Raw genomic sequence first — 24,039 nt, 5'->3', positions numbered from 1 at the left:
AAAATAACGGAGTGCTACGTAGCACTCCGTTATTTTTTACCTCAATTAATTGGCTGATTATTCACTCCGCATACTCTTAAACGCATTCATCAGGCCGTTGGTCGAGCTGTCGTGTGTACTAACGGTAGCGTCGTCCTGCAACTCAGGCAGAATGCGGCTAGCCAATTGTTTGCCCAACTCAACACCCCACTGGTCGAAGCTGAAAATGTCCCAGATGATACCCTGCGTAAAAATTTTATGCTCGTACATCGCAATTAGACTGCCGAGCGTTCGGGGGGTTAGCTTCTTGAATAGAATCGAGTTCGTAGGTCGGTTACCCGAAAATGCTTTAAACGGCGCTAATGCTTTTATTTCCTCTTCGCTCTTGCCTGCTTTGCGTAGTTCTTCGCCAGCCTCTTCTTCGGTTTTGCCGTTCATCAGCGCTTCCGTTTGAGCGAAGAAATTGGCCATCAATATTTTATGGTGCTCGCCAATCGGCCGCTGACTAACGGCGGGAGCCAGAAAATCGCAGGGAATCAACTTAGTGCCCTGATGAATTAATTGGTAAAAGGCATGCTGGCCATTGGTGCCGGGTTCTCCCCAGATGATCGGTCCGGTTTGGTAATCGACTGGATTTCCGTCGCGGTCGACGGATTTGCCGTTACTTTCCATATCGCCCTGCTGGAAATAAGCCGCGAAACGGTGCATGTACTGGTCATAAGGCAGAATCGCTTCGGTCTGAGCACCAAAGAAATTGTTGTACCAGATGCCGACAAGCGCCAGAATAACAGGCAAATTCTGATCTAGCTCAGAACTCTGAAAATGCTGATCCATGGCATGAGCGCCATCGAGTAATTCCTCGAACGTATCGAAACCAACGTAGAGCGCAATCGAAAGTCCAATCGCCGACCAGAGCGAATACCGACCGCCAACCCAATCCCAGAATCCGAACATATTAGCCGGGTCGATTCCAAATTTTGCTACGTCCTTTTGATTAGTCGACAGAGCCGCAAAATGTTTAGCGATAGCCGCTTCGTCGTTGGCCGCATCCAGAAACCACTGCCGGGCCGTCTGGGCGTTGGTCATGGTTTCCTGCGTCGTGAACGTCTTCGACGCAATCAGAAACAGCGTTGTTTCGGGTTGAACAGTTTGTAGCGTTTCGTAGATGTGCACGCCATCGACGTTCGACACAAAATGCACACGCAGTTTTTTATCGTCGGCGTAGGGTTTTAGTGCTTCCGTCACCATCACCGGACCCAGATCAGAACCGCCGATACCAATATTTACTACGTCCGTTATTGCTTTACCCGTGTATCCTTTCCACTCGCCCGACCGAATCTGCTCGGTAAACGATTTCATGTGGGCCAGTACGTCGTTCACATCAGGCATTACGTCCTTTCCATCGACCATAATCGGTGTGTTCGAGCGATTACGTAGCGCTACGTGCAGCACAGCCCGGTCTTCAGTACGATTTATTTTATCGCCCGACATCATCTTGCCAATAGCGCTTTTCAACTCGGCCTGTTCGGCTAACTGAATCAGCAAACGTAGCGTTTCGGTGGTGATACGGTTTTTCGAAAAGTCGAGCAGAATATCCTCAAACTGGCGCGAAAACGTAGCAAACCGTTCTGGATCTTCTGCGAACAAATCGCGCATATGCCGTTCTTTCAACGTATCGAAATGAGCCTGTAGCTCCGGAAAAGCAGGTAACGTAGTAAAGCGATGATTAGCGAGCATAATTAAGACTGGTTTATACGTTTCAGACCAACGTAGTAATTGCTTCTAGGAGGCAGATAGCGAAAATTGCTACGTATCAGCCGACTCGGTAAACGGAAAACGAAATTGTCGGCGCGAATATCGGGAATCCCGGCAATCTTTTTTCCTCTATTTTTACACTTCTTTTCCATTTGGGAGGCTTACTTTTTTCCATCAATACGCTCATTAATGAATCAAAAACTTTTTTATTCACTGGTTCTGATTGGGTTAGGCGCTTTGTTCTTCATTCCCTTTCTGGGAAGCGTCCGCCTGTTCGACTGGGACGAAATCAACTTTGCTGAATGTGCCCGCGAAATGATTGTGCTGGGTGATTACTGGCACGTTCACATTGATTTCAAGCCGTTTTACGAGAAGCCACCCTTGTTTTTCTGGTTCCAATCGATCACGATGAACCTGTTCGGGATCAACGAATTTTCGGCTCGTCTGCCAAACGCGATTTGCGGAATCATTACGTTAGTTTACATCTATAATCTTGGAAATAAACTACATAGCCATCGATTTGGATTACTTTGGGCGCTGGCTTATCTGGGCTCGGTGACACCCCATCTCTACGCTCGATCGGGCATTATTGACCCGTTTTTTAATCTGTTTATTTTCGTTGGTCAGGTGAATCTGATTTTTGCCGCCTGGAAACGCGAACGACTTGGCGGAGCCATGACGGTGCCCAAAAGCGAGTGGCGCTACGTAGTGCTGGCTGGCCTTATGATCGGTTTCGCCGTATTAACGAAAGGCCCGGTGGCATATCTTATCGTGTGTCTGGTACTGCTCATTTACTGGCTGTTAAATCGGTTTCGCTGGTTCATTACACCTCTGCAATTTCTGGCGTTCACGGCGTTGGCGTCGGCGGGCTCGCTTATCTGGTACGGGCTCGATGTGTACCTGCATGGGCCGGCAATGATGCAGGAGTTTATCGCTTATAACATCCGTCTGTTCAGTACGCCCGATGCGGGGCATAGGGGGTTTCCGGGTTTCCATTTTATAATACTGTTGATAGGTTGTTTTCCTGCATCGATTTTTGCTATTCGTGCGTTTGGACAGTTATTCATCGAACGTAACTACCAGCGCGATTTTCGGCAGTGGATGCTGATTCTGTTTTGGGTAGTGCTGATACTGTTCAGTATTGTTCAGTCGAAAATTGTCCACTATTCGTCACTCTGCTACATTCCCCTGACGTACTTCGCAGCGCTGACGCTGGTGCAGCTAGAGGAACGTAAAATTCAGTTTTCTAACTGGTTATGGACCGGTTTGCTCATCATCGGTGGCATTTTTATTGTCGCTACGATCGGGCTACCGCTGCTGGCCAGCCATCGGATGGATTTGGTAAAATCGATTGCCGATCAGGACCCCTTTACGCAGGGGAATCTGGCCGCTAACGTACACTGGTCGGGTTGGGAAGTGCTTCCTGGCGTGTGGCTGCTGGTGGTATTGGTGCTGGTACTGATTTGGTACAACAATCACGAAGCTGCCCGCGCATCGGTTACGTTATTTGTTGGTTCGGCGATTTTCGTCACGCTTACGCTATGGTCGTTCATCGGACGTATTGAGGGAATTGCGCAGGATGCTCCCATGCGATTTTTTGAGCAGGCTCAAGGGCAGCCGGTCTACGTAAAAACATTTGATTATCATAGCTACGGTCCATTTTTCTATACCAGAAAACCTCCCGTAACAAACCCTAATTATTACGATACCAACTGGTTGCTACGTGGTAAAATTGACCAGGACGTATTGTTTGTCCGCAAAGCTTCTAGACAGCCAACGCTTCTAGATTCGCTACCCGATGTGCGCAAAACGGGCGAACAAAATGGCTTTGTTTTTTACCGACGTAAGGCAAAGTGATAATCAGCGTATCAGCCTCTTATTTCGCGTTGATACGTTGACTATCAAGATAATGTATTTGCGTTTTCGGAAGTCAATCTGCTATACTGTGTGTTAGGATAATGGCTGGGTGAACAAAATATTGGCAAGGATGTTGAGTGTCTTATTTATGTTCCCCTACCATTCTGATTTTCACTAAAAACAGTACATGACAGCTAAAACGCTACCGCCACCTCACTATCACCAGTTTTCTCTGTCCCTGCTTTCGCTGGCTATTATTACGGTAGCTATCTATTTGGGGCAGGATATTATCGTACCGCTTGCCATGTCGGGACTTATTGCGGTATTGCTACGTCCCATCGAAAACCGACTGATTCGATGGGGAATGCACAAGGTTATTGCGATCAGTCTGGCTTTATTGCTGGCCATTATTCTTGTATCGGCGGTAACGTTTTTACTGTCCATGCAGATATCGAATTTTGCGGACGATCTGCCAAAAATTCGTCAGAATCTGAACGATGCGTTTCACAAAATTCAGCAGTGGATTCGGCAGGAATACAACCTGAGTTATCGGCAACAGAATCAGTACCTAAAAAAAGCGCAGGCACAAACCCTTGATTCACTGCAAACTACTGACGCGCTTGGTGTAATTTCAGGACCACTGGCTACATTAATCGTGATCCCGATTTACGTGTTTTTGCTGCTTTACTATCGTGCCATGCTACTTCATTTTATCATTGCGCTGTTTTCTGAAAAGCATACAGAACGAGTGCGTGAAGTGCTGGGCGAGGTGAAGGCCGTTATCCAGAGTTATATGGTTGGACTGCTCATCGAAACGGCCTGCGTAGCCCTTCTGAATTCGCTGGGATTGCTCATTTTGGGCGTTCAATACGCAATTTTGCTGGGCATTATGGCGGCCATTCTCAACCTGATTCCCTATATCGGAGGGTTGGTTGCTACGTTTCTAACAGTACTCGTTACGTTCAGCAGCAACCCGGAATTATCAGTCATCTTAGGGGTTGTCGGTATTTTTCTGCTAGTCCAATTCATTGATAATAACGTATTTGTGCCATTAATTGTAGCTTCTAAAGTGAAGGTCAATGCACTGGTTTCGATTGTAGGAGTCCTGATTGGCGGGGCGTTGGCTGGTGTTTCGGGTATGTTTTTGTCAATACCTGCCATTGCCATCATGAAAGTTATTTTCGACCGCGTTGAAAGTCTTCGTGCTTGGGGTATTCTTCTCGGCGACCAAACGCCTGAAGAGTCAGGAGCTAATCTGTTTAAAATCTCCCGTAAAAAGCGGAAGCCTAAAGAAGCATAAGTAACTGAAGGTGCGCCCATAATGGCCGATTTTTACCACCAAAGTCGCTTCTACGATCCGGAGATTTGCCTGCCGACTTTTCCAAAGTGCGTAGGTAACGTAGGACGTATTCGTAGACAGCCAGAAAGTAGTCCCTGACTACGTCTTTCTGCGTAATCAACCCCTGACTGAACCGTCTCCTCGATTGTTACGTCCGTTCTACCAACGGATTGGATTTTTCGGCAAACGTACCGTCAAATTCAATCTCATGGAAACGAAAAATTATAAAAAGCGAAAGCCATCCGATGCCGAAACTGCTGTCGGATGGCTTTCATTTTTTAAGCGTCCATTAGGGCACTCTTTGATTCTTTCGATTAGTATACTCTGCCTCCTCTCCTGTAATAAAGGTGATGAAATGAAGGCAGATCCGAACCCGACGAACCCATCGAATCCAACCAACCCCAATCCCGCTGGCAACGTAGCACTGGGTAATGGTCAGCCGGGAATAGTGGGTATAGCCGGTATCGACGCCTGGGATAAACTGACTGCCGCCGAAAAGGAACGTATCAAAAACTGGAATACGCTGTTTTTGCATCAGTCTGTCGGGCAGGATCTGGAAGAAGGGGCCAAAGCCAATGGCGTTCCGTTTGAGTACTTTGGGCCGAAAGACCTTGTCGATAAGGGGGCCGAAGGGAAGGGGCTCCGGGGCGGGATTTTCGTGGACGTGGGCGGCATTGCAAATGGTAATCCGTACGAGAAAATCCGGGTGTTTAAAGAGGCCGCGCTACGTAGTAAAACCACGTTAAAAATTGCCGTGTTCAAATTCGGTTACGCCGACGTACTGGACAATAATCGTGAACAGGTGAAAACGGCCTATAAAACATTTATCGATGAACTCCGCCAGCAGATTCCGGGCCTTCGGTTTGTACATATGACACCCCCGCTTGTGTATTCTACCACTGCTGAAGAAGGCAATGCCGCCAAAGCAAACGTTGGTCAGTGGATGAAAGATACGTTTAAAAATGCCGACGTAGTGTTTGACTTACAGGCTGTTGAAACCAACGAAGGAAGTTGTCAGCAAAACAACGTACCACGTATCTGTCAGGACAACCGCGCCAGTACCACTGATCCTTCCGAGGTAAACGGTGTAGATAGCGACGGGCAAGGGCATTTGGGTAAAAAAGCGAGCCAACGTATCAGTAAGGGGCTTTTGTACGCCATTTATCAGGTTGGGAAATGACAAAGGCAAAAAGGATTTGCTACGTTTCACGCAGGTGCAGACTGGTAAAGTCATCGGCACGCTACGTCACGTTTGATACAAAAATCCAACGGTGAGTAAATTAACTATTGGATATGCAGAAAGGATGTCGATACTTCTGGAAACTAGCCGGGTACATACCAGCGCAGTTTTATAATCTTCATTCTTTAACCAGTTAATTAAATGCTACGTCTACTTTTCACTACGTCTTTCTGTTTCTTTTTATGCGTTATGGGTTGGGCACAAAGTGCCGTTGGTACCTGGAAACGCACTACCATGCTGCTGACCGAAGCCGATGGGAAAACTACCGATATGTCGGCTCAGCTCACAAAAGCAATGCCCTGCACGGCCGACATTACCTACACCTTTGTGGCCGACGGTACGTTCCGGACCGACGTTCCCGAATCCTGTGGCGCTATGAAAAAGACCATCGAGCAAATGAATAAATCGGGCCGGTGGTCGGCAAAAGGTAATAAAATCAAAGTCGTGATGATCGATAAAAGTCTGCCCGACGCCGACTATGATCTGACTGTAAGCGGTAACACGATGACCTGGTCGTTCAACTATGCCGACAATCCGCAAATGCCTAATCCTACCAAAGCCAAACGTACCGTCATTACGTACAAGCGGCTTTAAAACCTCTCATCATCCATGAAGTACGTACCCATTTTGCTAGTCCTGTGTCTGGAGTTATCGATTGATTTGAGTGCTCAAAATCTGTACCTGAATCAGGCCGGCGATGTTGGCGTTGGCACAAAGACGCCGTCGGCCCGATTCAACGTATCAAGTACGGGCGAGAATGCGATGCGTATTGATGGCGTAAATCCATACGTATTGTTTCGGAACGTAAACGAGCCAGATCCTAACGGGCAGATGCGCGAATTTGGATTTATCCGCACCTGGACAACGAATCCGTTCAATTCAGCCGGGTATTACGGCCTTGAACTAGGTGTGCCGCCACCGGCTTCTGGGCAACCCGCCAAACACCTGATGTTGTCGACCAACTACGTTCCCCGACTAACTATTCTGAACAATGGCCGTGTCGGAATTGGCACCACAACGCCCTATACAACGCTGGATGTAGCTGGTACGAGCCACTTTGTAGGCCCTATGTTTATTGAAGGTAGTAATGGTGTTAACCCCATGCTTGCTATAATGGCTGAGTCGGGTAATTCACTGTTGTTTCTTGAAAATAAAGACATTGGGCCGTGCATTCAGACAAGAAGTAAAAATTTTTATACGTCTCTCTGGTCACAGAATACAGGTTGGGGCGCGGGATTAGTGGCTGCAACGTTTAATGGACAATTTTCGGGCATTTTCGAAGGGGGGCGCGTGCTTATCAAAGGCGATAATTCGGAAGGCCGCTCGGGTGGAATCGAATTTCGAAACAGTTTTTATGCTAATTCGAGCCTTGGTTTCATGGGGATGAATGGTGACACCGAAATGGGATTTTTTGGTTATGGGCTTGGCGACTGGATCTTACGAATGAACGTCGGTACAGGCGCTATCTGCTCTCGCTCCAACATCACACTCTGCTCCGACCAACGCCTGAAACGCGACGTTACGTCATTAACCGCTTCACTTACAAATTTATCCAGATTACAGGGCCGACATTATTTCTGGCAAAATGACCAGATACCGGGTTTGCAGACTGGCTTCATTGCGCAGGAAGTGCAGGCTGTTTTTCCAGAATTGGTGCAGACCGATGACAAAGGATTTCTGAGTGTGAATTATACAGGTTTCATTCCGCACCTGGTCGAAGCTGTAAAAGAATTGAAAAGGGAAAACAACGTATTAGCCGAGGAAAATGCAGGGTTAAGGAATCAGCTTGAGGACGTACTGAAACGGTTATCAAGATTGGAGTCCGGCCTAACTGCGTCTCGGTAAATGACGTAATGATACGTTACTAGTTGTTTCAAACAATTACGATTGTTTCTCTACGCCAACGAACTTGCGTAAATCCTTGTAGATGAGATTGCTTTTCCAGAAAAGCTGAACCGCCATTCCTACGTGTTTCTTACCTGGAATTACTGTAAGCGTGTGACTGATGCCAAATTTTTTCAATTCTTGCTCAAATTTCCGACTGCTTTTTATGATGCTGGGATACGTTTTTTCGCCGGTATAGAGCAACATAGGCGGACAGTTGGCACTTACGTGATAGAGGGCCGATACCGCCCGCCAGACATCCGCGTTTTTACCGAAAGGAATCAGGTATTGATCATCGCCGGGATACTCCATTTTCTTCAGATAATCGAACATGTCCAGCCCTGCCGGGTCGTCGAGGATGGCGCCTTTTATTGGGTTCTCGGACAGACCAAGTTGGGTAAAATAATGGCTTTCTGTGGCTAGCAAGGCGGCTAATCCAGCGCCCGCCGAATGGCCCATTACAAAAATCTGGTTGGGGTCGCCCCCGTATTCGGCAATGTGTAAAGAAGTCCAGAATAAAGCGCGGGCACAATCAACAGCCATGTCTGGTACTTCGACCGTCGGTGCGAGTCGATAATTAATCAGCACGGCCACAACGCCCTGACTGGTCAGCCGCCGACCCACGAAGGAATACATATTTTTACTGCCGCTGTTCCAGCTCCCACCGTGGATAAACACAACTACTGGGCGGGGTTTCGACGTAGCAGAACGAGGTACGTACACATCGAGTCGGTGCCGCTCCGACGCAGCATCAGAATCATCGTACGGAATATCTTTGGTACGTTTGCTGCCGCTGGCTATGGCGTATTCGTTGACTGCAAATAGTAATGTTGTCAGCAGAATCAACGTAAGCGGAGCAAGCCAGAGGAATCGGGATAAAAGCATAACTACAAGCGACTGCAAATACAAAATCGCATACTATATACCGCAGAGAAAGACATCTGGATTTTTTTAAAGATACCGAAAGCAGGAAATATAGAACGTAGCAGCCCGAACTGATCACCCTACTTGACGAAGCTAATACGACCAATAAGTTGCGAGCCAACCCGCGCCGTGAACCAGTACTTCCCCGGTAAAGGTAGGCTGACGGTTTCCTGAACCTGGGTTGTATCCGGGAATTGTTTCTCGAGAAGAACAAGCCCCATGTTGTCCGTAACGTATAGATTTACAGTCTGTTTCGATGGTAATGATACCCGTACAGTTGCTGGCTCCTTACCTTCATCAATAGTCATTTCACCCTCAAACGTCAGATTAGGAGACGTCGTGTTGTCCATATCAATGGTAAATACGTCAGAGAGGCAGCCAAACGAATCGGTTACTGTATAAGAAGTGGGTGCGGTTGGCGCTACGTTGATGGCACGGGTGGTTGCATTGGTATTCCAGCGATAGTCACCCGGCCAGGAAGCTGCCAGTGGCGTCGACGTACCAGGCGTAGTGAAATAATAGTAGCGTTTGCTCACGTTTTTGAAAAGCGTGAATTTATCTTTAATTGTCCCGTCGGCAGCCAGCCATTGTGCATCGAGCCGGTTGTTTGTTACGTCCATGATCATGGAACCGCCAACGGTATTGTTCGAGAAAATCATTGCCGGATGGGGGTAACCCGGTGCCTGGCCGCCCAATTGCCCGCCACTGCCGCTCACTAAGTAGATGACACCACTGGTTTTATTGGTAATCGGGCATGAGTTGGGCGTACCATCGTACCGGGCATTGCTGGTCGAGACGGCGTGCTGGGTAATGTTGAACGTGCCAGACAGGCCATAATGCCCTTTCATCAGATAACTTCGCTCATATACGTGGCTGTGGCCGCACAAGACAAGGTCGACATTATAGCGCTCCAGAATGGGGACAAGATTCTGACGGATAAGCGTTTGATCCTGAAACGTATCGGAGTCGCGCGGACCCTTGCTGTAGGGAGGATGATGAAAAAATACGATGGTCCAGGGTAATTTATTGGCGGCTAGATCCTGTTTCAGCCACTGCACCTGTCGTCCGGTTGTATCGTATAAGCGCACATTATCCTGTCCTTCAGAATCCAGCGATACGAAATGCACATTCGCATAATTGAAGGAATAATTCATTTCTGAACCCGACGCTACGCCCCCCGCTTCGGCCTGTTGTGGCAACGTAGTCAAATTGAAATACTCGTTGTTGAAATTAGTAGGTGTCTCGTTGTAATCATGATTACCGGGTGTTGGCCAGAACGGCAGATATTTGAGGATGTCGGCATACATGGTAAACACGTTCTGCTGGTATTGCAGGTCAGTTCCCTGGGAGTAAGCATTGTCGCCCAGCCAGAGCCATACGTCGGCGGGCCGGGTTTGGGCTAACTGCCGGTAGCGTTGCGCCACATCCATCTGATTGGCAGACCCCGTTCCAAAATCGCCCAGCGCCCAGATGCGAACCGGGGCCGTAGAGCCCGGTGCTGGAGACGTTTTGAAGTTCAACTCATTCGATACTAATATGTCGCTGGTCGAAGAACCAATAGCGTAATAGTAACGGGTGGCTGGTTGGAGGTTCGTTAACGTAACGATGTGCTCGGTAGTTACCGCCGAATTGGTCGTTTGCTGATTGAGTTGCCCCAGACTACTACCAAACCGAACCCGGCTGTCGGTTGGCTGGTCAGTGCGCCAGCGAATAGTAATTCCGGTTGGGGTAACCGTTTGCAGGTATGGCGAGCGGGTAAGTGTCTGAGCCATAGCCGTCAGCGTAATGGTCAGAAAGCAGCCAGTTAGCCAAAAGTAACGTTGAGAGAGCATAGTCATAGTGAATGAAAAGATGAGTGAATGTACTCAACTTTAATCAATGCTCACATACCAATGCTTTATTCAGTAACTAAATTGTATCTAATGGCACCTAGTGACATAAAATTACTGTAACAATGGACTGACTCACTAATCGTTTATCACTCATCACTTTTTAGAACGCTTTATAATTCTTTACACTTTCCTGAAGAGAAGCCAGAACGCCCGTGAGTTGTTTGTCGAGTTCCGTACAAACTGCCTGCGTGTCTTTCTCATTACGTTGGCAAAACGTTTCGAGCGAAACACGTTTGTTACTACTGGTTTCTTCCAGATCGATGCGGGTAATGGTTGCCCGGTATTTCCGGTTGGTGCATTCAATCGTCAGGCTGTAATGAAACGTATAAAGGCCACCGGCCGACGTTTCTGTGCGGGGAAGTCGCACAACCTGGGTGAGCCGACCCGCCAGATCACCGGTTTCTTTATCCATAACCGGAAACGTATCGACTGTTGATGAGTTTGATTGTGCTAGCCACAGCCGTACCCGGCGGAATACGTCGGTCTGCGTGACACTACCGCAATCTACTACGTCGATGTATGTGGCTTTTTGATTAACAACGGGAAAAATACCGGCTAATTTTCCGTCAATTAAGTCAGACGTAGAATTGGCATAAACCGAACCGACAATTAATAAGCAACTGGTAATGAGTGAAAGAAAGGCAGTGTTCATGAGTAACTTGTTGTGCTTTTTGGGGCTTTACATTGAAAAGTATGTAAAGGTAAATTCACCCAAGCCGCACAACCAGCCAGACCTTATACGTAGTAGTATTGTCTGAACAACCGGCGAAATATTGGCGATAATTGGTGCTACTTGGCCACGACCTGCACGACGTAGGTGCGAACAGGCTGCCCGCTTCCCGACTGATTGATCGGTTTAGCCGAGAAAATAACATTAGCCGTTCCCGACGTAACGCCTTTAATCTGAAAAACCGCTGGCCCTGTTTTACCCCGACTTAACGTATCGACGGCAGGCGCCAACTGCTGACGCGACACTTCTACAACTTCCTGATTGTCGGATGTACCAATAAGCTCGGTACTGCCATCTCCCTGACCAGGCAGCGATACTTCTTTAATTTCGCCCACCATAACCCGTAAACGCTGGCTAGGGCCATTAATCGGCTGGCCAGACCGGCTACAGGCTATTTGCCCAATGAAAAGGCTGAGTACGAGCAGCGAAAAAGTAGTCTTTAAGAGACGTATTGGAGTAGTAAAGTGCGTTTCCATAGTGCCTATAACTACCCAACTACGTACCTGGTTTTGAACATATTGAATTGTAGCTGTTATGATTGGTTGCTACGTTGCCGGTTTTTATTTTTACGAAAAGCTGAATCCGACCATTTATGACTGAAATTGATGTACTGAGATATGCCCTGAAAGAATTTGCCGGCATTGATGACGAAGCATTCGACTTATCGATGGCTTATTGGCAAAAGAAGCAGTATCAGAAAGGAGAGTTTTATAATGAATACAAAAACGTTTGTAAACATCTAGAATTTATTCTCGACGGCGTGTTTCGAGCATACTGTGTAAATGAGCAAACGGGCGAAGAAAAAAACGTTTTCTTTTTCTCGAAACATCAAATTGTCGTTTCCTTCAAAAGTTTTCTGGAACAAGCGCCCTGTAATTATTATACGGAGTCGATGGTTGATTCAACCATCTTATACATCCATGTCAATCACCTGACTCCACTATATAAAGAGTCGCATCAGTGGGAACGGTTTGGGCGGATGGTGGCCGAACGGGCATTTTCTGTAGCCATGGGACGTACCGAAAGTTTCCTGTTTCAGACGCCCGAACAGCGGTATCTGGACCTTGTTGAGCAGCATCCCGATATTTTTAACGCCATTCCGCTTTACCATATCTCGTCGTATCTGGGTATTCAGGGGCCATCGCTGAGTCGAATTCGGAAAAGAATGATCGGTCATTGACGATTTTAACTTCGGTTAAAATGATTGTCGACCCTCGTGCTGAATTTTGTCCTGTTCAAACGCCACAGCGAACAGTTGGTTATCAGCTTTCGTCTGTATTGATTTGAAAATGAATATCTTAAAAGTTAAACTGACTTTAAACACTACGACCATGGAAACGACAACGAGTAAAAACAAAAACATTGTATTTGTAACCGGAGCCTTCGTTACGCATCACGGCTGGAGTGAGTGGCAGGCTTATTTCGAAAGCAAAGGCTATAACACGGTAGCACCCGCCTGGCCGTATAAAGAGGGCACTGCCGAAGAACTTCGAAATTGCCAGCCAAATGATACTGATCTCGCACGTCTGACGCTTGACGAACTGGTTGACCATTACGCAGCTATTGTAGCCTCCTATCCCGAAAAACCCATTGTGATTGGTCATTCGCTGGGTGGATTAATTACGCAGATTATTGTGAATCGCGATCTGGCTGCGGCTGGGGTTGCCATTCACTCAGTTCCGCCACAGGGTGTGATTCCCTACGAATTTTCGTTCCTGAAAGCGGGCTGGAAAGCGCTGGGTATCCTGACGGACCTCGACAAAACCTACTTGATGTCGTTTGAAGACTGGCAATATGCGTTTGTGAATGAAATGCCGCTGGACGAGCAAAAAGCTGCTTACGAAGCCAACACCATTCCCGAATCGAAACGGGTAGCGCGTGGCGGTCTGACCAGTGCCGCCCACGTTGATCTTGATAAACCACACGCTCCGCTGCTACTCACCTCGGGCGAGCTGGATAACATTATACCTGCCCACCTGAATCACCGGAATTTTGAAGCGTATGCAAAAGGTGATTCTGTACTGGATTACAAAGAATTTAAAGGGCGGAACCACTTCGTTTTGGGCCAGCCGACCTGGAAAGAAGATGCTGATTACATTCTGGACTGGCTCGCTAAAAATGCCTGAATCAGCTAATTACGTAACGTAATGATACATAGATCAAAATAGTACGCTTGTAATTCAGAATCGTCGATAACCGTTTCGTGTCTCGCGATTCTATCTATTCAAAACAAAACCTTCTATTGAACGTATCGTTACGTTAGAAAGCGGCCACCCGATCATGGACGAACCGACGCTGGACGTATTACTCAATAATTAGTTTTACTACGTTGCCAACAGCCAGTGGGAAGCTTTTGACGAGGCCGGAAAACCCGTTCCCAATTTCTCCGCGCAGAAACCAACTATTCTGGTTGTGGCTGTGAAGTGATCGGCCTCGACAGGCTCTGGCTGTCGGTCATAACCGGATGGTTAGAGCTACACGGTTAGTCGCTAACTCCGGCAGCCAGAGCCTATTAGGTTTCTACTCAAATTGGAACGCAAAATACGTACAGGGGCCTTTGCTGGTATTCTGAAGTGCGTGCGGTACGTTCGATTCCAGAAATATAAGATCGCCTGTGGTAGCGCTAAACAGCTTGCCATCAATGCTTTCCTGAGAAGAATCTTCTTTCATCAGGAGAATTTCGGCCGCCCGATGCGTATGGGGCGGATGGCTCCATAAACCCTGATTCAACGTAGTAACGTGCATTTCAAAACGTTTGGTCATGGCCGTTGCCCGGTCGAACATGCGACGAATACCGCCCTTGTCATGCGGCTTGAACGGTACGTCATTCCAGTCAATCCAGAACGATCCGCCCGCTTTACGTCCCCGCTCCAGATCAACGGGTTCCTTAGACGTATAACGCATGACGTAATAGGTTGCTGAAGCGTCGCTATTGTTGGCAAAGCCGTGTTCGTCGCCCGGCATCATCAGTGCTACGCTGCCCGGTCCCAGTGTTTTGGTTTTCCCCTCGATAGTTACAGTAAGTTGACCTTCCTTGATGATAATCAGTTCTTCATCGTCGTGCTTATGGGCGGGATGCGGCTTCTGATAAGCAGGCAACGTAGTAGCGTGTACTTCAAGATGGCTAAAATCGGTGCTACTCCCCTCCAGAATGGCGCGCTGCTCCGACGTAACTTTCTTCACAACCGGAGTATCTTTCCAGACGTATGTTTTCGATTCGATGGTCTGAGCCAGGCAATAGCCGGTGTTTAACAGACAGATAAACAGGAGGATAGAGCGGAGAATCATAGGCGCGTCTGGGCTTTGATTTGTAAAAGAGAATTTTTAAAAAGGGATACTCACAGGCTTGTTAATGAGCTAATTGTCGCCCTAAGAATTGCTTTTCAGAGCGAAGAAAATAAAGTGCATTTCGGCAATTCACTGCTGACATAGGGCTGTCACTGTGTTGGATTTACTTTGTATTATCAAAAACAAACACTGTATGACACTCGCAACCGAACAGAAAACGACGCTGACCGCAGCTACCCAAATTCAGGATTTTGCCGTTTATAATGCCTGGGCCAACAAACGTTTGGTCGACTGGCTGCAAACAAAATCAACCGAGTTGATGAACGAAATTGTGCCTTCCAGTTTCCCAGGTTTGAAAGAAACGCTGGTCCATATCTGGGATACAGAGCGTTTTTGGCTGGCCACTGTGCAGCAGGTTGAACCGCCACGTTCGTTTCGGCAGCATGGGTTCGATGGTACGGTTGCTGATGCTTTTAACGGCATTGTGTCTCAATCAGAAATGTTTGCGGAATATGTTCAATCATTGTCAGACGAAGATTTGCAGGAGGACGTAACACTAAATACCCCCTGGGTTACGGGAACTGAGCCGCGCACAGTTTTTTTACTTCACTGCCTGAATCACAGTACGTATCATCGGGGTCAGATCGTAACAATTGGCCGTGTGCTTGGCCTTACCGATGCGCCAATGACTGATTATAGTTTTTATCGGCTGATAGGCTAAACTGGCTTTGTCATTAAACAGGAGTGGTTGTCAATGAACTTCGGTGCGTCTTGACAATCACTCCTGCTTTATGACAACTTCATTCTTTTGCCAAAAACATGGAATGTAATTTTCAGTTTACTGTTTTCAATGCAGGAAAGAACACCTGTTAAAGAGAAACAAGAATCAGTAACTATGACTACGACAGAAACAAAAACAGCCTTAATTACAGGTGGATCTAAAGGAATTGGCTACGGAATTGCCGAAGTGCTAATCAAGGAAGGTATTAAAGTGGCCATTACCAGCCGTTCGTCGGTGGCGGCTGAACTGGCTGCAACCAAATTGAATGAAATTAAACCTGGTTATGCGCTGGGCGTAGGTGCCGATGTCCGGAATCTGGAATCGCAGCAAAAAGCAGTGGAGACCGTAGTGAAAACCTGGGGGCGGCTCGACTACGTAGTGGCTAATGCCGGCGTAGGTCATTTTGCGTCCATTCAGGAATTGACGCCTGAACAGTGGCAGGAAACCATCGATATTAACCTGACAGGTGTGTTTAATACGGCAAAAGCGACGCTTGACGCACTGAAAAAGTCGGAGGGGTATTTCATAACCATCGCCAGCCTGGCCGGAACAAATTTCTTCGAAAAAGGAGCGGCTTATAATGCCAGCAAGTTCGGATTGGTCGGATTTACGCAAGCCGTTATGCTCGACCTACGTAGTGAAGGTATCAAAGTAACGACCATTATGCCGGGTTCCGTAGCTACGTATTTCAATGATCACCAGCCCGACGAAAAAGATGCCTGGAAAATCCAGCCAGAAGACATTGGCCAGATTGTGTATGACCTGATCAAGATGAATCCGCGCACGCTGCCCAGTAAAATCGAGGTTCGGCCCACAAAGCCGGGTGGCAAATAGTGCCTTATAAATTCACGAACGTAGCGATTCTGGCTGTACTGAATGAAGCGTGCTACGTAGGCCATTACGTCAACAATAGCCTACGTAGCACGCTTCATTTTCATTTAAATTCGCCCTAAAAACATTGCCGAACGTATCAGTTTACAGTTCTGCCAAAACCTCAAAACGTTTATGATTGGTGAATCAACGCACACGAATTTATACACAAAGCCAGCTATATTTTCCCGGTTTCCGAACGTAGTAGCGGCCGAAAGCACACGGCATGGAGGCATTAGTCCACAACCGTTTGCATCACTCAATCTAGGTATCAATACAGACGATACCCCGGCGAATGTAATAGAAAATCGTCGGCGATTTTTTGCGGCAATTGGGGCGGCCGAAACTTCATTTGCGTCGTCATATCAGGTGCACGGTACGTCGGTTCTGGTTGTTACGGAACCGGGTCGTTATGAAGGGTATGATGCCTTGATAACCAGTCAATTAAGTTTACTGGTTGGGGTAACAGTTGCCGACTGTGTACCTATTCTGATTTACGATAGCGCCAATCGGGCAGTAGCTGCTATACATGCTGGCTGGCGTGGAACGGTAGGCGAAATTGTGCTTAAAACGCTCACAATGATGCAGGAGCAGTATGGCACAAACGCCACTGATTGCTATGCTTACGTAGGTACGTGTATAGATGAATGTGCGTTCGAAGTAGGTCCTGAAGTGGCCGGGCAGTTTGACTCCGCCTTTAAACGTATCGACCCGTTTACTCAAAAAGATTGTGTTGATCTAAAAGGGGCCAATCGGCAGCAACTATTGAATTTTGGTATTCCTGCTGAACAGATCATGGTTTCACCTTTTTCAACGATTGAGCATAACACCGATTATTTTTCTTACCGTGCCGAAAAAGGACAAACTGGACGGATGCTGGCTGCTATTGGAATTAATTCATAAACAAAGTCAACCGAGTGCTAGTTATGTATCTGTTTTAACAACAATTCATTTACTCAACACTTAATAGTCATGGGAATCTTAGTTTCGATATTGGTAGGTGCGGTTGCCGGATGGCTGGCCGACCTTGTTTTCAAACGGTTTTCGTTTTCCTTATTTGCTGAAATTTTACTCGGCATAGCCGGTGGTTTCGTAGGCGGCTGGATTTTTGGTCGTGACGGAGGAATCATTGACAGTATTCTCACCGCTTTTGTTGGTGCCGTTATTATCCTTGGTATTGCCGCCCTGATCAAGGGACGTAGCAGTACGGTATAGTCTGAACCGGGATTTAACAGATTGAGGGATTTTCACGATTTTGTTTTTCGCTTTTTTAAAGCGTTTTATCGAAACAAAATCGTGAAAATCCCTCAATCTGTTAAATCCCGGTTCAGATAAGTATCTGCCTAGAAATCACTATTTTCTGAATTTCGCTTGTTCCTTCGCCAATCGTGCACAATTTGGCATCGCGATAAAATTTTTCCGCCGGAAAATCTTTCGTGTATCCGTAGCCGCCGAAAATCTGCACGGCTTCATTCGCAACACGTACTGCCGTTTCAGAGGCAAACAATTTGGCCATGGCCGCCTGCTTAGTAACGGGTTTTCCTGTGTCTTTGTAAGCCGCAGCCTGATACGTCAGCAGGTGAGCCGCTTCAATATCCGTAGCCATATCAGCTAGTTTAAAGCTAATGCCCTGATACGTAGCAATCGGATGACCAAATTGTTCGCGCTCTTTTGCGTAAGCAAGTGCGGCATCGTAGGCTCCCTGCGCAATCCCCAAACTCAATGCTGCTATCGAGATACGTCCCCCGTCCAGCACTTTCAGGGATTGAATGAACCCATCGCCCACTTCGCCAAGACGTTGACTGTCTGGAATTCGGCAGTCCTGAAACAACATTTCGGCTGTTTCCGACGCCCGCATCCCAAGTTTATCTTCCTTGCGCCCGCCCGAAAAACCGGGTGTTCCGCGCTCAACCACAAAAGCTGTAGCATTATGCGACGTATTGGGTTCGCCAGTTCGGGCAATCACAACGGCAACGTTACTGCTTATGCCATGCGTAATGAAATTTTTGGAGCCATTCAAAATCCAGTCGTCGCCGTCGCGCACGGCGGTGGTACGCATATTCCCAGCGTCCGAGCCCGTGTTCGGCTCTGTTAACCCCCAAGCACCCAGCCACTCGCCAGTTGCCAGTCGTGGCAAATAAAGTTGCTTCTGGTCTGAATTGCCAAACAGCAAAATGTGATTAGTACAAAGCGAGTTATGCGCAGCCATCGACAAGCCTACTGAGCCGTCGACACGAGCCAGCTCAACAATGGCCGTTACGTATTCGGCGTAGCCTAATCCGGCACCATTAAACTCAACAGGTACAAGCATTCCCATCAGGCCCTGCTCACCCAACTGGCGAAATAATTCGGCAGGAAAATGCTGTTCTTCATCCCACTTTCGAATGTTTGGGCGAATAAGCCGTTCGCTCAAATCACGCACTGACTGGGCAATTAATTCTTGATTTTCTACAATTTCGTTTGTCATAAAGTGATAAAGCAAACTATCTCGTTTGGATAGTAATATTTGATAATATAGGAAAATAATCGGAGAATGACAACCTTATTTTCTAATTGGATTCGAAAGATCTTTTATGCCAATTCCGTTAAATAATTACTTATTTTGATTAGCTTATATTAGCTGCCGATGACAATAAATTTATTATTTTATGAAAATGGTATTGTGACTTGACCTTAATCGATACGTCTGTATGAAGTATATTAATTAATTACAACCCGGTGCCGATCAATCACTAAATGACACAAGTCAGTACCGCCTATTAAAAAACTCCTATTTTTGTGAACATAGACGTAAGGGTTGGTCTAATTAATTATTGTCTGAAATCACTGAACATCATATATGAAATTAGCTGTTGTTGGAACCGGATACGTAGGCCTAGTGACAGGCACCTGCTTTGCCGAAACAGGAAATCAGGTTACGTGTGTTGATATTGATGAGCGAAAAGTTGAGAAACTTAACAATGGAATAGTACCCATTTATGAACCTGGTCTTGAAACGTTGTTTCATCGGAACGTAGAAGAAGGTCGGTTATCCTTTACGACGAACCTAGAAGAAGGTATTAAAGGAGCCGAAGTGATTTTTCTGGCTTTACCAACTCCTCCGGGTGAAGACGGTTCGGCAGATCTAAAATACATTCTGAAAGTAGCCAGCGATCTGGGGCCGATTTTAAATCAGTATGCAGTTATCGTCGATAAAAGCACGGTACCGGTCGGAACCGCCGAGAAAGTACACGCTCACATTGCCGATAACGCAAAAGTTGATTTCGACGTAGTATCGAATCCCGAATTTTTGCGGGAAGGTGTGGCTGTCGAAGATTTTATGAAGCCTGATCGCGTCGTGATCGGCACCCGATCAGAACGGGCTAAGAGCGTCATGAATAAACTTTACGCACCACTGGTACGTCAGGGGAACCCGGTTATTTTCATGGACGAGCGTTCGGCCGAAATGACCAAATATGCCGCCAACGCGTTTCTGGCTACCAAGATTACGTTCATGAACGAAATCGCCAATTTGTGCGAACTAGCTGGTGCCAACGTCGACGATATTCGCCGGGGGATTGGTACCGACAGTCGGATTGGTAAACGCTTCCTGTTTGCTGGTATTGGATATGGCGGGAGCTGCTTTCCTAAAGACGTACAGGCACTGGCCAAAACCGCCAAAGATTTCAACTACGACTTCAAGGTGTTGAAATCGGTAATGGACGTTAACGCCGAGCAAAAAACCAAACTGATGCCGCTGATTCTGGATTATTTCGGTGGTGATCTGCGCGGAAAAACCATTGCCGTCTGGGGATTGGCGTTCAAGCCTTACACCGATGATATTCGGGAAGCACCAGCCCTGGACAACATTCGGGCGTTGCTCGATGCGGGCGCGAAAGTGACGGTTTATGACCCTGAAGCGATGGAGAATGTTCGTCAGCAGATTGGCAATGCCGTTTCGTATGCACACACGCAGTATGCTGCCCTTGACGATGCTGATGCGCTGGTGATTATCACGGAGTGGCCACTTTTCCGCACGCCTGATTTTGAGAAAATGAACCTGTTGCTGAAGAATAAGCTTATCTTTGACGGCCGGAACGTATACGAACTCGATCAGATGCGCGAGAACAATTATACGTATTACAGCATTGGTCGGGAAGCTGTGTTGGCACCCGTTGAGCAAACCGTTAAATAATGAATAATGTACAATGAGTTATGTATAATATATGATGTATGATGTATAATGCATGATGCCTCGGCAAAATCATTATATACCATACATTATACATCATACATTCTTCATTACCCATCCTTCCGATGAAACGAGTTTTAATTACCGGTGGAGCCGGCTTTCTGGGATCGCATTTGAGCGACCGATTTATCAAAGAAGGATACCATGTCATTGCCATGGATAACCTTATTACGGGCGACATCCGTAATATTGAACACCTGTTCCATCTGCCGAATTTCGAGTTTTATCACCACGACGTTTCCAAGTTTATTCACGTACCGGGCAACCTGGATTACATTCTGCATTTTGCCTCGCCAGCCAGCCCTATCGACTACCTTAAAATTCCGATTCAAACACTAAAAGTGGGGTCGCTGGGTATTCATAACTGTCTGGGTCTGGCCCGTGTAAAAGGTGCGCGTGTACTGATTGCATCGACATCGGAGGTATATGGGGATCCAACCGTGCATCCTCAACCAGAAGAGTATTGGGGCAACGTGAACCCAGTTGGTCCGCGTGGTGTGTATGACGAAGCCAAACGGTTTCAGGAAGCCATGACGATGGCCTACCATACGTATCACGGACTGGAAACACGTATCGTTCGCATTTTCAATACGTATGGTCCCCGGATGCGCCTGAACGACGGCCGGGTGCTACCTGCCTTCATTGGCCAGGCGTTACGTGGCGAAGACCTGACCGTTTTCGGCGATGGCAGCCAGACACGTTCTTTCTGCTACGTCGATGATCTGGTAGAAGGCATTTACCGATTACTGCTGAGCGATCATGCGTACCCGGTGAACATCGGCAACCCGTCGGAAATTACCATTAAAGAATTTGGTGAAGAAATTATCAAGCTGACTGGTACTTCACAGAAACTGGTATTTAAAGATCTGCCGAAGGACGATCCGAAACAGCGCCAACCAGATATTACCAAAGCAAAAGCGATCCTGGGTTGGGAGCCGAAGGTATCGCGGGCCGAAGGATTACGTGTTACGTATGAATACTTCAAAAGCCTGCCACCTGAAGAACTGTATCGGGCTGCCTATCACCGCGAATTTGTAAAACAGTGATATCGCCAATTTATTGTCGTTGTCAAAAAATAATTATAATTTTACTTCAGTAACTGCTTTTAAGCAGTACACCTTTAGCTGTCTAACAAAAACCTGCGAGCCCTTGCGCGCAGGTTTTTTTATGACGTAACGTGGGTAGAAAGCCGCGCTACGTTCTGTTAACTCAATCTATCTTTAAAACTCTCATAGCCATAGGTTTTGACGAGCCGAAACGATTCATCCTCCTGCCAGATACCAATAGCGGGCAAATTGACGCCATTGAACGTAGTGGTTTTCACCATCGTGTAATGGATCATGTCGTCGAACACAAGTTTATCGCCAATAGCTAGTGGCTTGTCGAACGAATAGTCGCCCATAAAATCACCGGCCAGGCACGTCATGCCGCCAAGTCGATACGTTGGTTTTCCGGCAACGGGTTCGTGGTAAGAATCCAAAATGCGCGGCTTGTAAGGCATTTCCAACGTATCGGGCATGTGAGCGGCAAACGACGTATCGAGAATAGCAACTTCAATTCCCTGACTGTCTACCACGTCCAGTACGGTCGATACCAGTACGCCCGTTTGCCAGGCAATGGCCGAACCCGGCTCCAGCAGCACATCTACGTTGTATTTCTCTCGAAAATTGGTCAGCAACTGAATCAAGTGGTTGGTGTCATAACCTTCTCGGGTCATCAAATGTCCCCCACCAAAGTTGACCCATTTGGCCTGATGTAGTAAATCACCGAAACGGTCTTCCAGCGCGGCCAGCGTTCGCTCCAGTGTGAATGAATCGTTCTCGCAAAGGGTGTGAAAATGAATGCCGTCAAGGCCGTCCGGCAACGTATCGGGTAGTTTGTTTCGAGTGGCACCCAGCCGCGAACCCGGTACGCAGGGATTATACATGTCCGTGGCCACCTCCGAATACTGCGGGTTAACCCGAATGCCGCACGAAACTTTTCCTACCGCCCGATCTTTAAAACGCTCCCACTGATTCCAGGAATTGAACGTCAGGTGACTGCTACGTTCCACCACTTCGTCAAATTCATCGTCTCGGTAGGCGGGGATATAGGTGTGCGCTTTCACGCCCATGTACTCGTTCACCAACTTGATTTCGTTGAGCGAACTGGCCGTTGCACCAGCCAGATATTCACGTACCAGCGGAAAAGCGCTGTACATGGAAAAGCCCTTCAGGGCCAGGATAATAGTGACACCGGCAGCGCGTTGCACCGAATCGATTAACTGCAGATTCCGCCGGAGTTTAGCTTCTTCCAGCACAAAGCAGGGCGACGGAATGGCGTCGAGGTTGTGTTGCAGGCTTGTATTCATGCCGCAAAGGTAGGCATACAACTCACTTCTACCGCCTGTTCCGTAATCGTAGGCTCCGCCAGCCAGAACCTAATGGCGCCTATTCCAGGGTGAACGTAATAGGTAAGTTGTATTTTACCCGAACCGTTCGGCCAGATTGCTTACCAGGTCGCCAGGCGGGCATTTTGTTGACAACGCGCAGAGCTTCCTCATCGCAGCCAAAACCAACGCCCTTCAGCACCTGTACATCAGTTAAACTACCGTCGGTATTTACGACAAAACTGATGTAAACCCGCCCCGAAACTCCAGCCGATGCAGCCGCCCGTGGATACTTCAGGTTCTTTCCCAAAAACGAACGTAGTGCATCCATACCACCCGGAAATTCGGGCTGCTGTTCAGCAGTCAAAAACGGTTGCTCAGGTTTGGGGATTACTTCCATCGCTTTTTCCTGAACCGTCGGTTCTGCAGCTTCAGGCGCCGTAATTGCTTCCAAATCGCCGGTTCCTTCGATAGTTTCGGTTCCAGACGTAGCGTTTTCTAATTCAGCAGTAGTAGGTGGCAGAATTTCTTCGACAACCTCATCTTCAGGCGTAACAACCGGCGGCAGATTTCGAACAGTATTTACGGCTGGCGCCTGTTCAACGGGCGGTAGTTTAATGGGCGGTTCGACGGGCTGTTCGGGCAGTTTCATTACGTTTGCTTCTACCAAAACTTCGCTAGTGCTACGCTGATCAGAAGCAAAGAAATGAGCGTGAAGCATGGGCGCACTTAACGCCAGTAGAAAAAAACAAATGCCCAGACCTAAAGCTCGACTAAGTGTTGTTCGGTATTGTTGGCGCAGGTCGAAAGCGCCATAAGCACGGTTACGCGCCAGAAAAATAATCTCGTCGTACGAGAGAGCGGACGTATCGTTTGGTAACATGGTCGTTGTGGTTTAAGT

At 47.5% G+C, this 24,039-nt stretch carries 23 protein-coding genes; 13 read left to right on the top strand and 10 right to left on the bottom strand.

Annotated elements, in window-relative coordinates:
- Window positions 1-57 precede the first annotated feature (57 nt).
- Window positions 58-1,716 carry a glucose-6-phosphate isomerase gene (gene pgi / locus ACYVF1_RS16845; protein WP_461080877.1) on the bottom strand — a complete coding sequence of 553 codons (1,659 nt, stop codon included), beginning with the start codon at window positions 1,714-1,716 and terminating at the stop codon, window positions 58-60.
- A 2-nt stretch (window positions 1,717-1,718) separates the two neighbouring features.
- A complete protein-coding gene (locus ACYVF1_RS16840) occupies window positions 1,719-1,886 on the bottom strand; it encodes a hypothetical protein (RefSeq protein ID WP_461080875.1) in 168 nt (55 codons plus the stop codon).
- A 37-nt stretch (window positions 1,887-1,923) separates the two neighbouring features.
- Here ACYVF1_RS16840 and ACYVF1_RS16835 point away from each other — a divergent pair, with 37 nt between their 5' ends.
- From ACYVF1_RS16835 to ACYVF1_RS16815, 5 genes are all read left to right on the top strand, one after another.
- Complete coding sequence (locus ACYVF1_RS16835; RefSeq protein ID WP_461080873.1) at window positions 1,924-3,591, top strand: ArnT family glycosyltransferase; 1,668 nt, start codon at window positions 1,924-1,926, stop codon at window positions 3,589-3,591.
- Window positions 3,592-3,778: 187 nt separating this feature from the next.
- Window positions 3,779-4,891: an AI-2E family transporter gene (locus tag ACYVF1_RS16830; RefSeq protein ID WP_461080871.1), complete on the top strand. Its 1,113-nt coding sequence runs from the start codon at window positions 3,779-3,781 to the stop codon at window positions 4,889-4,891.
- A gap of 247 nt (window positions 4,892-5,138) precedes the next feature.
- Window positions 5,139-6,110 carry an SGNH/GDSL hydrolase family protein gene (locus tag ACYVF1_RS16825; RefSeq protein ID WP_461080869.1) on the top strand — a complete coding sequence of 324 codons (972 nt, stop codon included), beginning with the start codon at window positions 5,139-5,141 and terminating at the stop codon, window positions 6,108-6,110.
- A 201-nt stretch (window positions 6,111-6,311) separates the two neighbouring features.
- Window positions 6,312-6,764: a lipocalin-like domain-containing protein gene (locus ACYVF1_RS16820; RefSeq protein ID WP_461080867.1), complete on the top strand. Its 453-nt coding sequence runs from the start codon at window positions 6,312-6,314 to the stop codon at window positions 6,762-6,764.
- A 15-nt stretch (window positions 6,765-6,779) separates the two neighbouring features.
- Window positions 6,780-8,015 (top strand): tail fiber domain-containing protein, encoded by a 1,236-nt coding sequence (locus ACYVF1_RS16815; RefSeq protein WP_461080865.1) that lies wholly within the window; start codon window positions 6,780-6,782, stop codon window positions 8,013-8,015.
- 36 nt (window positions 8,016-8,051) lie between these two features.
- On the opposite strand, the gene ACYVF1_RS16810 is transcribed toward ACYVF1_RS16815, so the two are convergent.
- The 4 genes from ACYVF1_RS16810 to ACYVF1_RS16795 all read right to left on the bottom strand — a co-directional run bounded on the left by ACYVF1_RS16810 (window position 8,052) and on the right by ACYVF1_RS16795 (window position 12,076).
- Entirely contained in the window at window positions 8,052-8,939 is an 888-nt protein-coding gene (locus ACYVF1_RS16810) for an alpha/beta hydrolase (protein WP_461080863.1), read from the bottom strand.
- A 119-nt stretch (window positions 8,940-9,058) separates the two neighbouring features.
- On the bottom strand, window positions 9,059-10,816 hold the full coding sequence (locus tag ACYVF1_RS16805) for a purple acid phosphatase family protein (RefSeq protein WP_461080861.1): 1,758 nt from the start codon (window positions 10,814-10,816) through the stop codon (window positions 9,059-9,061).
- Window positions 10,817-10,970: 154 nt separating this feature from the next.
- A complete protein-coding gene (locus ACYVF1_RS16800) occupies window positions 10,971-11,522 on the bottom strand; it encodes a DUF4468 domain-containing protein (RefSeq protein WP_461080859.1) in 552 nt (183 codons plus the stop codon).
- A 137-nt stretch (window positions 11,523-11,659) separates the two neighbouring features.
- Complete coding sequence (locus ACYVF1_RS16795) at window positions 11,660-12,076, bottom strand: hypothetical protein (protein WP_461082312.1); 417 nt, start codon at window positions 12,074-12,076, stop codon at window positions 11,660-11,662.
- A gap of 116 nt (window positions 12,077-12,192) precedes the next feature.
- Here ACYVF1_RS16795 and ACYVF1_RS16790 point away from each other — a divergent pair, with 116 nt between their 5' ends.
- A complete protein-coding gene (locus tag ACYVF1_RS16790) occupies window positions 12,193-12,780 on the top strand; it encodes a Crp/Fnr family transcriptional regulator (protein WP_461080857.1) in 588 nt (195 codons plus the stop codon).
- Between the two features lie 151 nt (window positions 12,781-12,931).
- On the top strand, window positions 12,932-13,726 hold the full coding sequence (locus ACYVF1_RS16785; protein ID WP_461080855.1) for an alpha/beta hydrolase: 795 nt from the start codon (window positions 12,932-12,934) through the stop codon (window positions 13,724-13,726).
- A gap of 394 nt (window positions 13,727-14,120) precedes the next feature.
- Here ACYVF1_RS16785 and ACYVF1_RS16780 read toward each other — a convergent pair whose 3' ends face one another.
- The gene (locus tag ACYVF1_RS16780; RefSeq protein ID WP_461080853.1) at window positions 14,121-14,888 is read right to left on the bottom strand and encodes a cupin domain-containing protein; all 768 of its coding nucleotides are present in this window, start codon (window positions 14,886-14,888) and stop codon (window positions 14,121-14,123) included.
- A gap of 193 nt (window positions 14,889-15,081) precedes the next feature.
- Between ACYVF1_RS16780 and ACYVF1_RS16775 the strand changes: the two genes are divergently transcribed.
- The 4 genes from ACYVF1_RS16775 to ACYVF1_RS16760 all read left to right on the top strand — a co-directional run bounded on the left by ACYVF1_RS16775 (window position 15,082) and on the right by ACYVF1_RS16760 (window position 17,754).
- Entirely contained in the window at window positions 15,082-15,609 is a 528-nt protein-coding gene (locus ACYVF1_RS16775; protein ID WP_461080851.1) for a DinB family protein, read from the top strand.
- Between the two features lie 174 nt (window positions 15,610-15,783).
- Complete coding sequence (locus ACYVF1_RS16770; protein WP_461080849.1) at window positions 15,784-16,503, top strand: SDR family oxidoreductase; 720 nt, start codon at window positions 15,784-15,786, stop codon at window positions 16,501-16,503.
- A 171-nt stretch (window positions 16,504-16,674) separates the two neighbouring features.
- Window positions 16,675-17,442, top strand: coding sequence for a peptidoglycan editing factor PgeF (gene pgeF, locus ACYVF1_RS16765; protein WP_461080847.1), 768 nt, complete (start codon window positions 16,675-16,677; stop codon window positions 17,440-17,442).
- A 69-nt stretch (window positions 17,443-17,511) separates the two neighbouring features.
- Window positions 17,512-17,754, top strand: coding sequence for a GlsB/YeaQ/YmgE family stress response membrane protein (locus ACYVF1_RS16760; protein ID WP_461080845.1), 243 nt, complete (start codon window positions 17,512-17,514; stop codon window positions 17,752-17,754).
- A gap of 112 nt (window positions 17,755-17,866) precedes the next feature.
- Here ACYVF1_RS16760 and ACYVF1_RS16755 read toward each other — a convergent pair whose 3' ends face one another.
- A complete protein-coding gene (locus ACYVF1_RS16755) occupies window positions 17,867-19,006 on the bottom strand; it encodes an acyl-CoA dehydrogenase family protein (protein ID WP_461080843.1) in 1,140 nt (379 codons plus the stop codon).
- Window positions 19,007-19,378: 372 nt separating this feature from the next.
- On the opposite strand from ACYVF1_RS16755, the gene ACYVF1_RS16750 reads away from it, so the two are divergent.
- Both ACYVF1_RS16750 and ACYVF1_RS16745 read left to right on the top strand, forming a co-directional pair.
- Window positions 19,379-20,713, top strand: a complete 1,335-nt coding sequence (locus ACYVF1_RS16750; RefSeq protein WP_461080841.1) for a UDP-glucose dehydrogenase family protein — start codon at window positions 19,379-19,381, stop codon at window positions 20,711-20,713.
- A 122-nt stretch (window positions 20,714-20,835) separates the two neighbouring features.
- Window positions 20,836-21,816: a UDP-glucuronic acid decarboxylase family protein gene (locus ACYVF1_RS16745; RefSeq protein ID WP_461080839.1), complete on the top strand. Its 981-nt coding sequence runs from the start codon at window positions 20,836-20,838 to the stop codon at window positions 21,814-21,816.
- 158 nt (window positions 21,817-21,974) lie between these two features.
- Here ACYVF1_RS16745 and nspC read toward each other — a convergent pair whose 3' ends face one another.
- On the bottom strand, window positions 21,975-23,120 hold the full coding sequence (nspC, locus tag ACYVF1_RS16740; RefSeq protein ID WP_461080837.1) for a carboxynorspermidine decarboxylase: 1,146 nt from the start codon (window positions 23,118-23,120) through the stop codon (window positions 21,975-21,977).
- 79 nt (window positions 23,121-23,199) lie between these two features.
- Window positions 23,200-24,021 (bottom strand): energy transducer TonB, encoded by an 822-nt coding sequence (locus tag ACYVF1_RS16735; RefSeq protein ID WP_461080835.1) that lies wholly within the window; start codon window positions 24,019-24,021, stop codon window positions 23,200-23,202.
- Window positions 24,022-24,039: the final 18 nt, after the last annotated feature.

Source organism: Spirosoma flavus, from assembly GCF_054778555.1.
The sequence above is the reverse complement of the archived record's forward strand: the minus strand, read 5'-3'. Positions and strand labels throughout refer to the sequence as shown.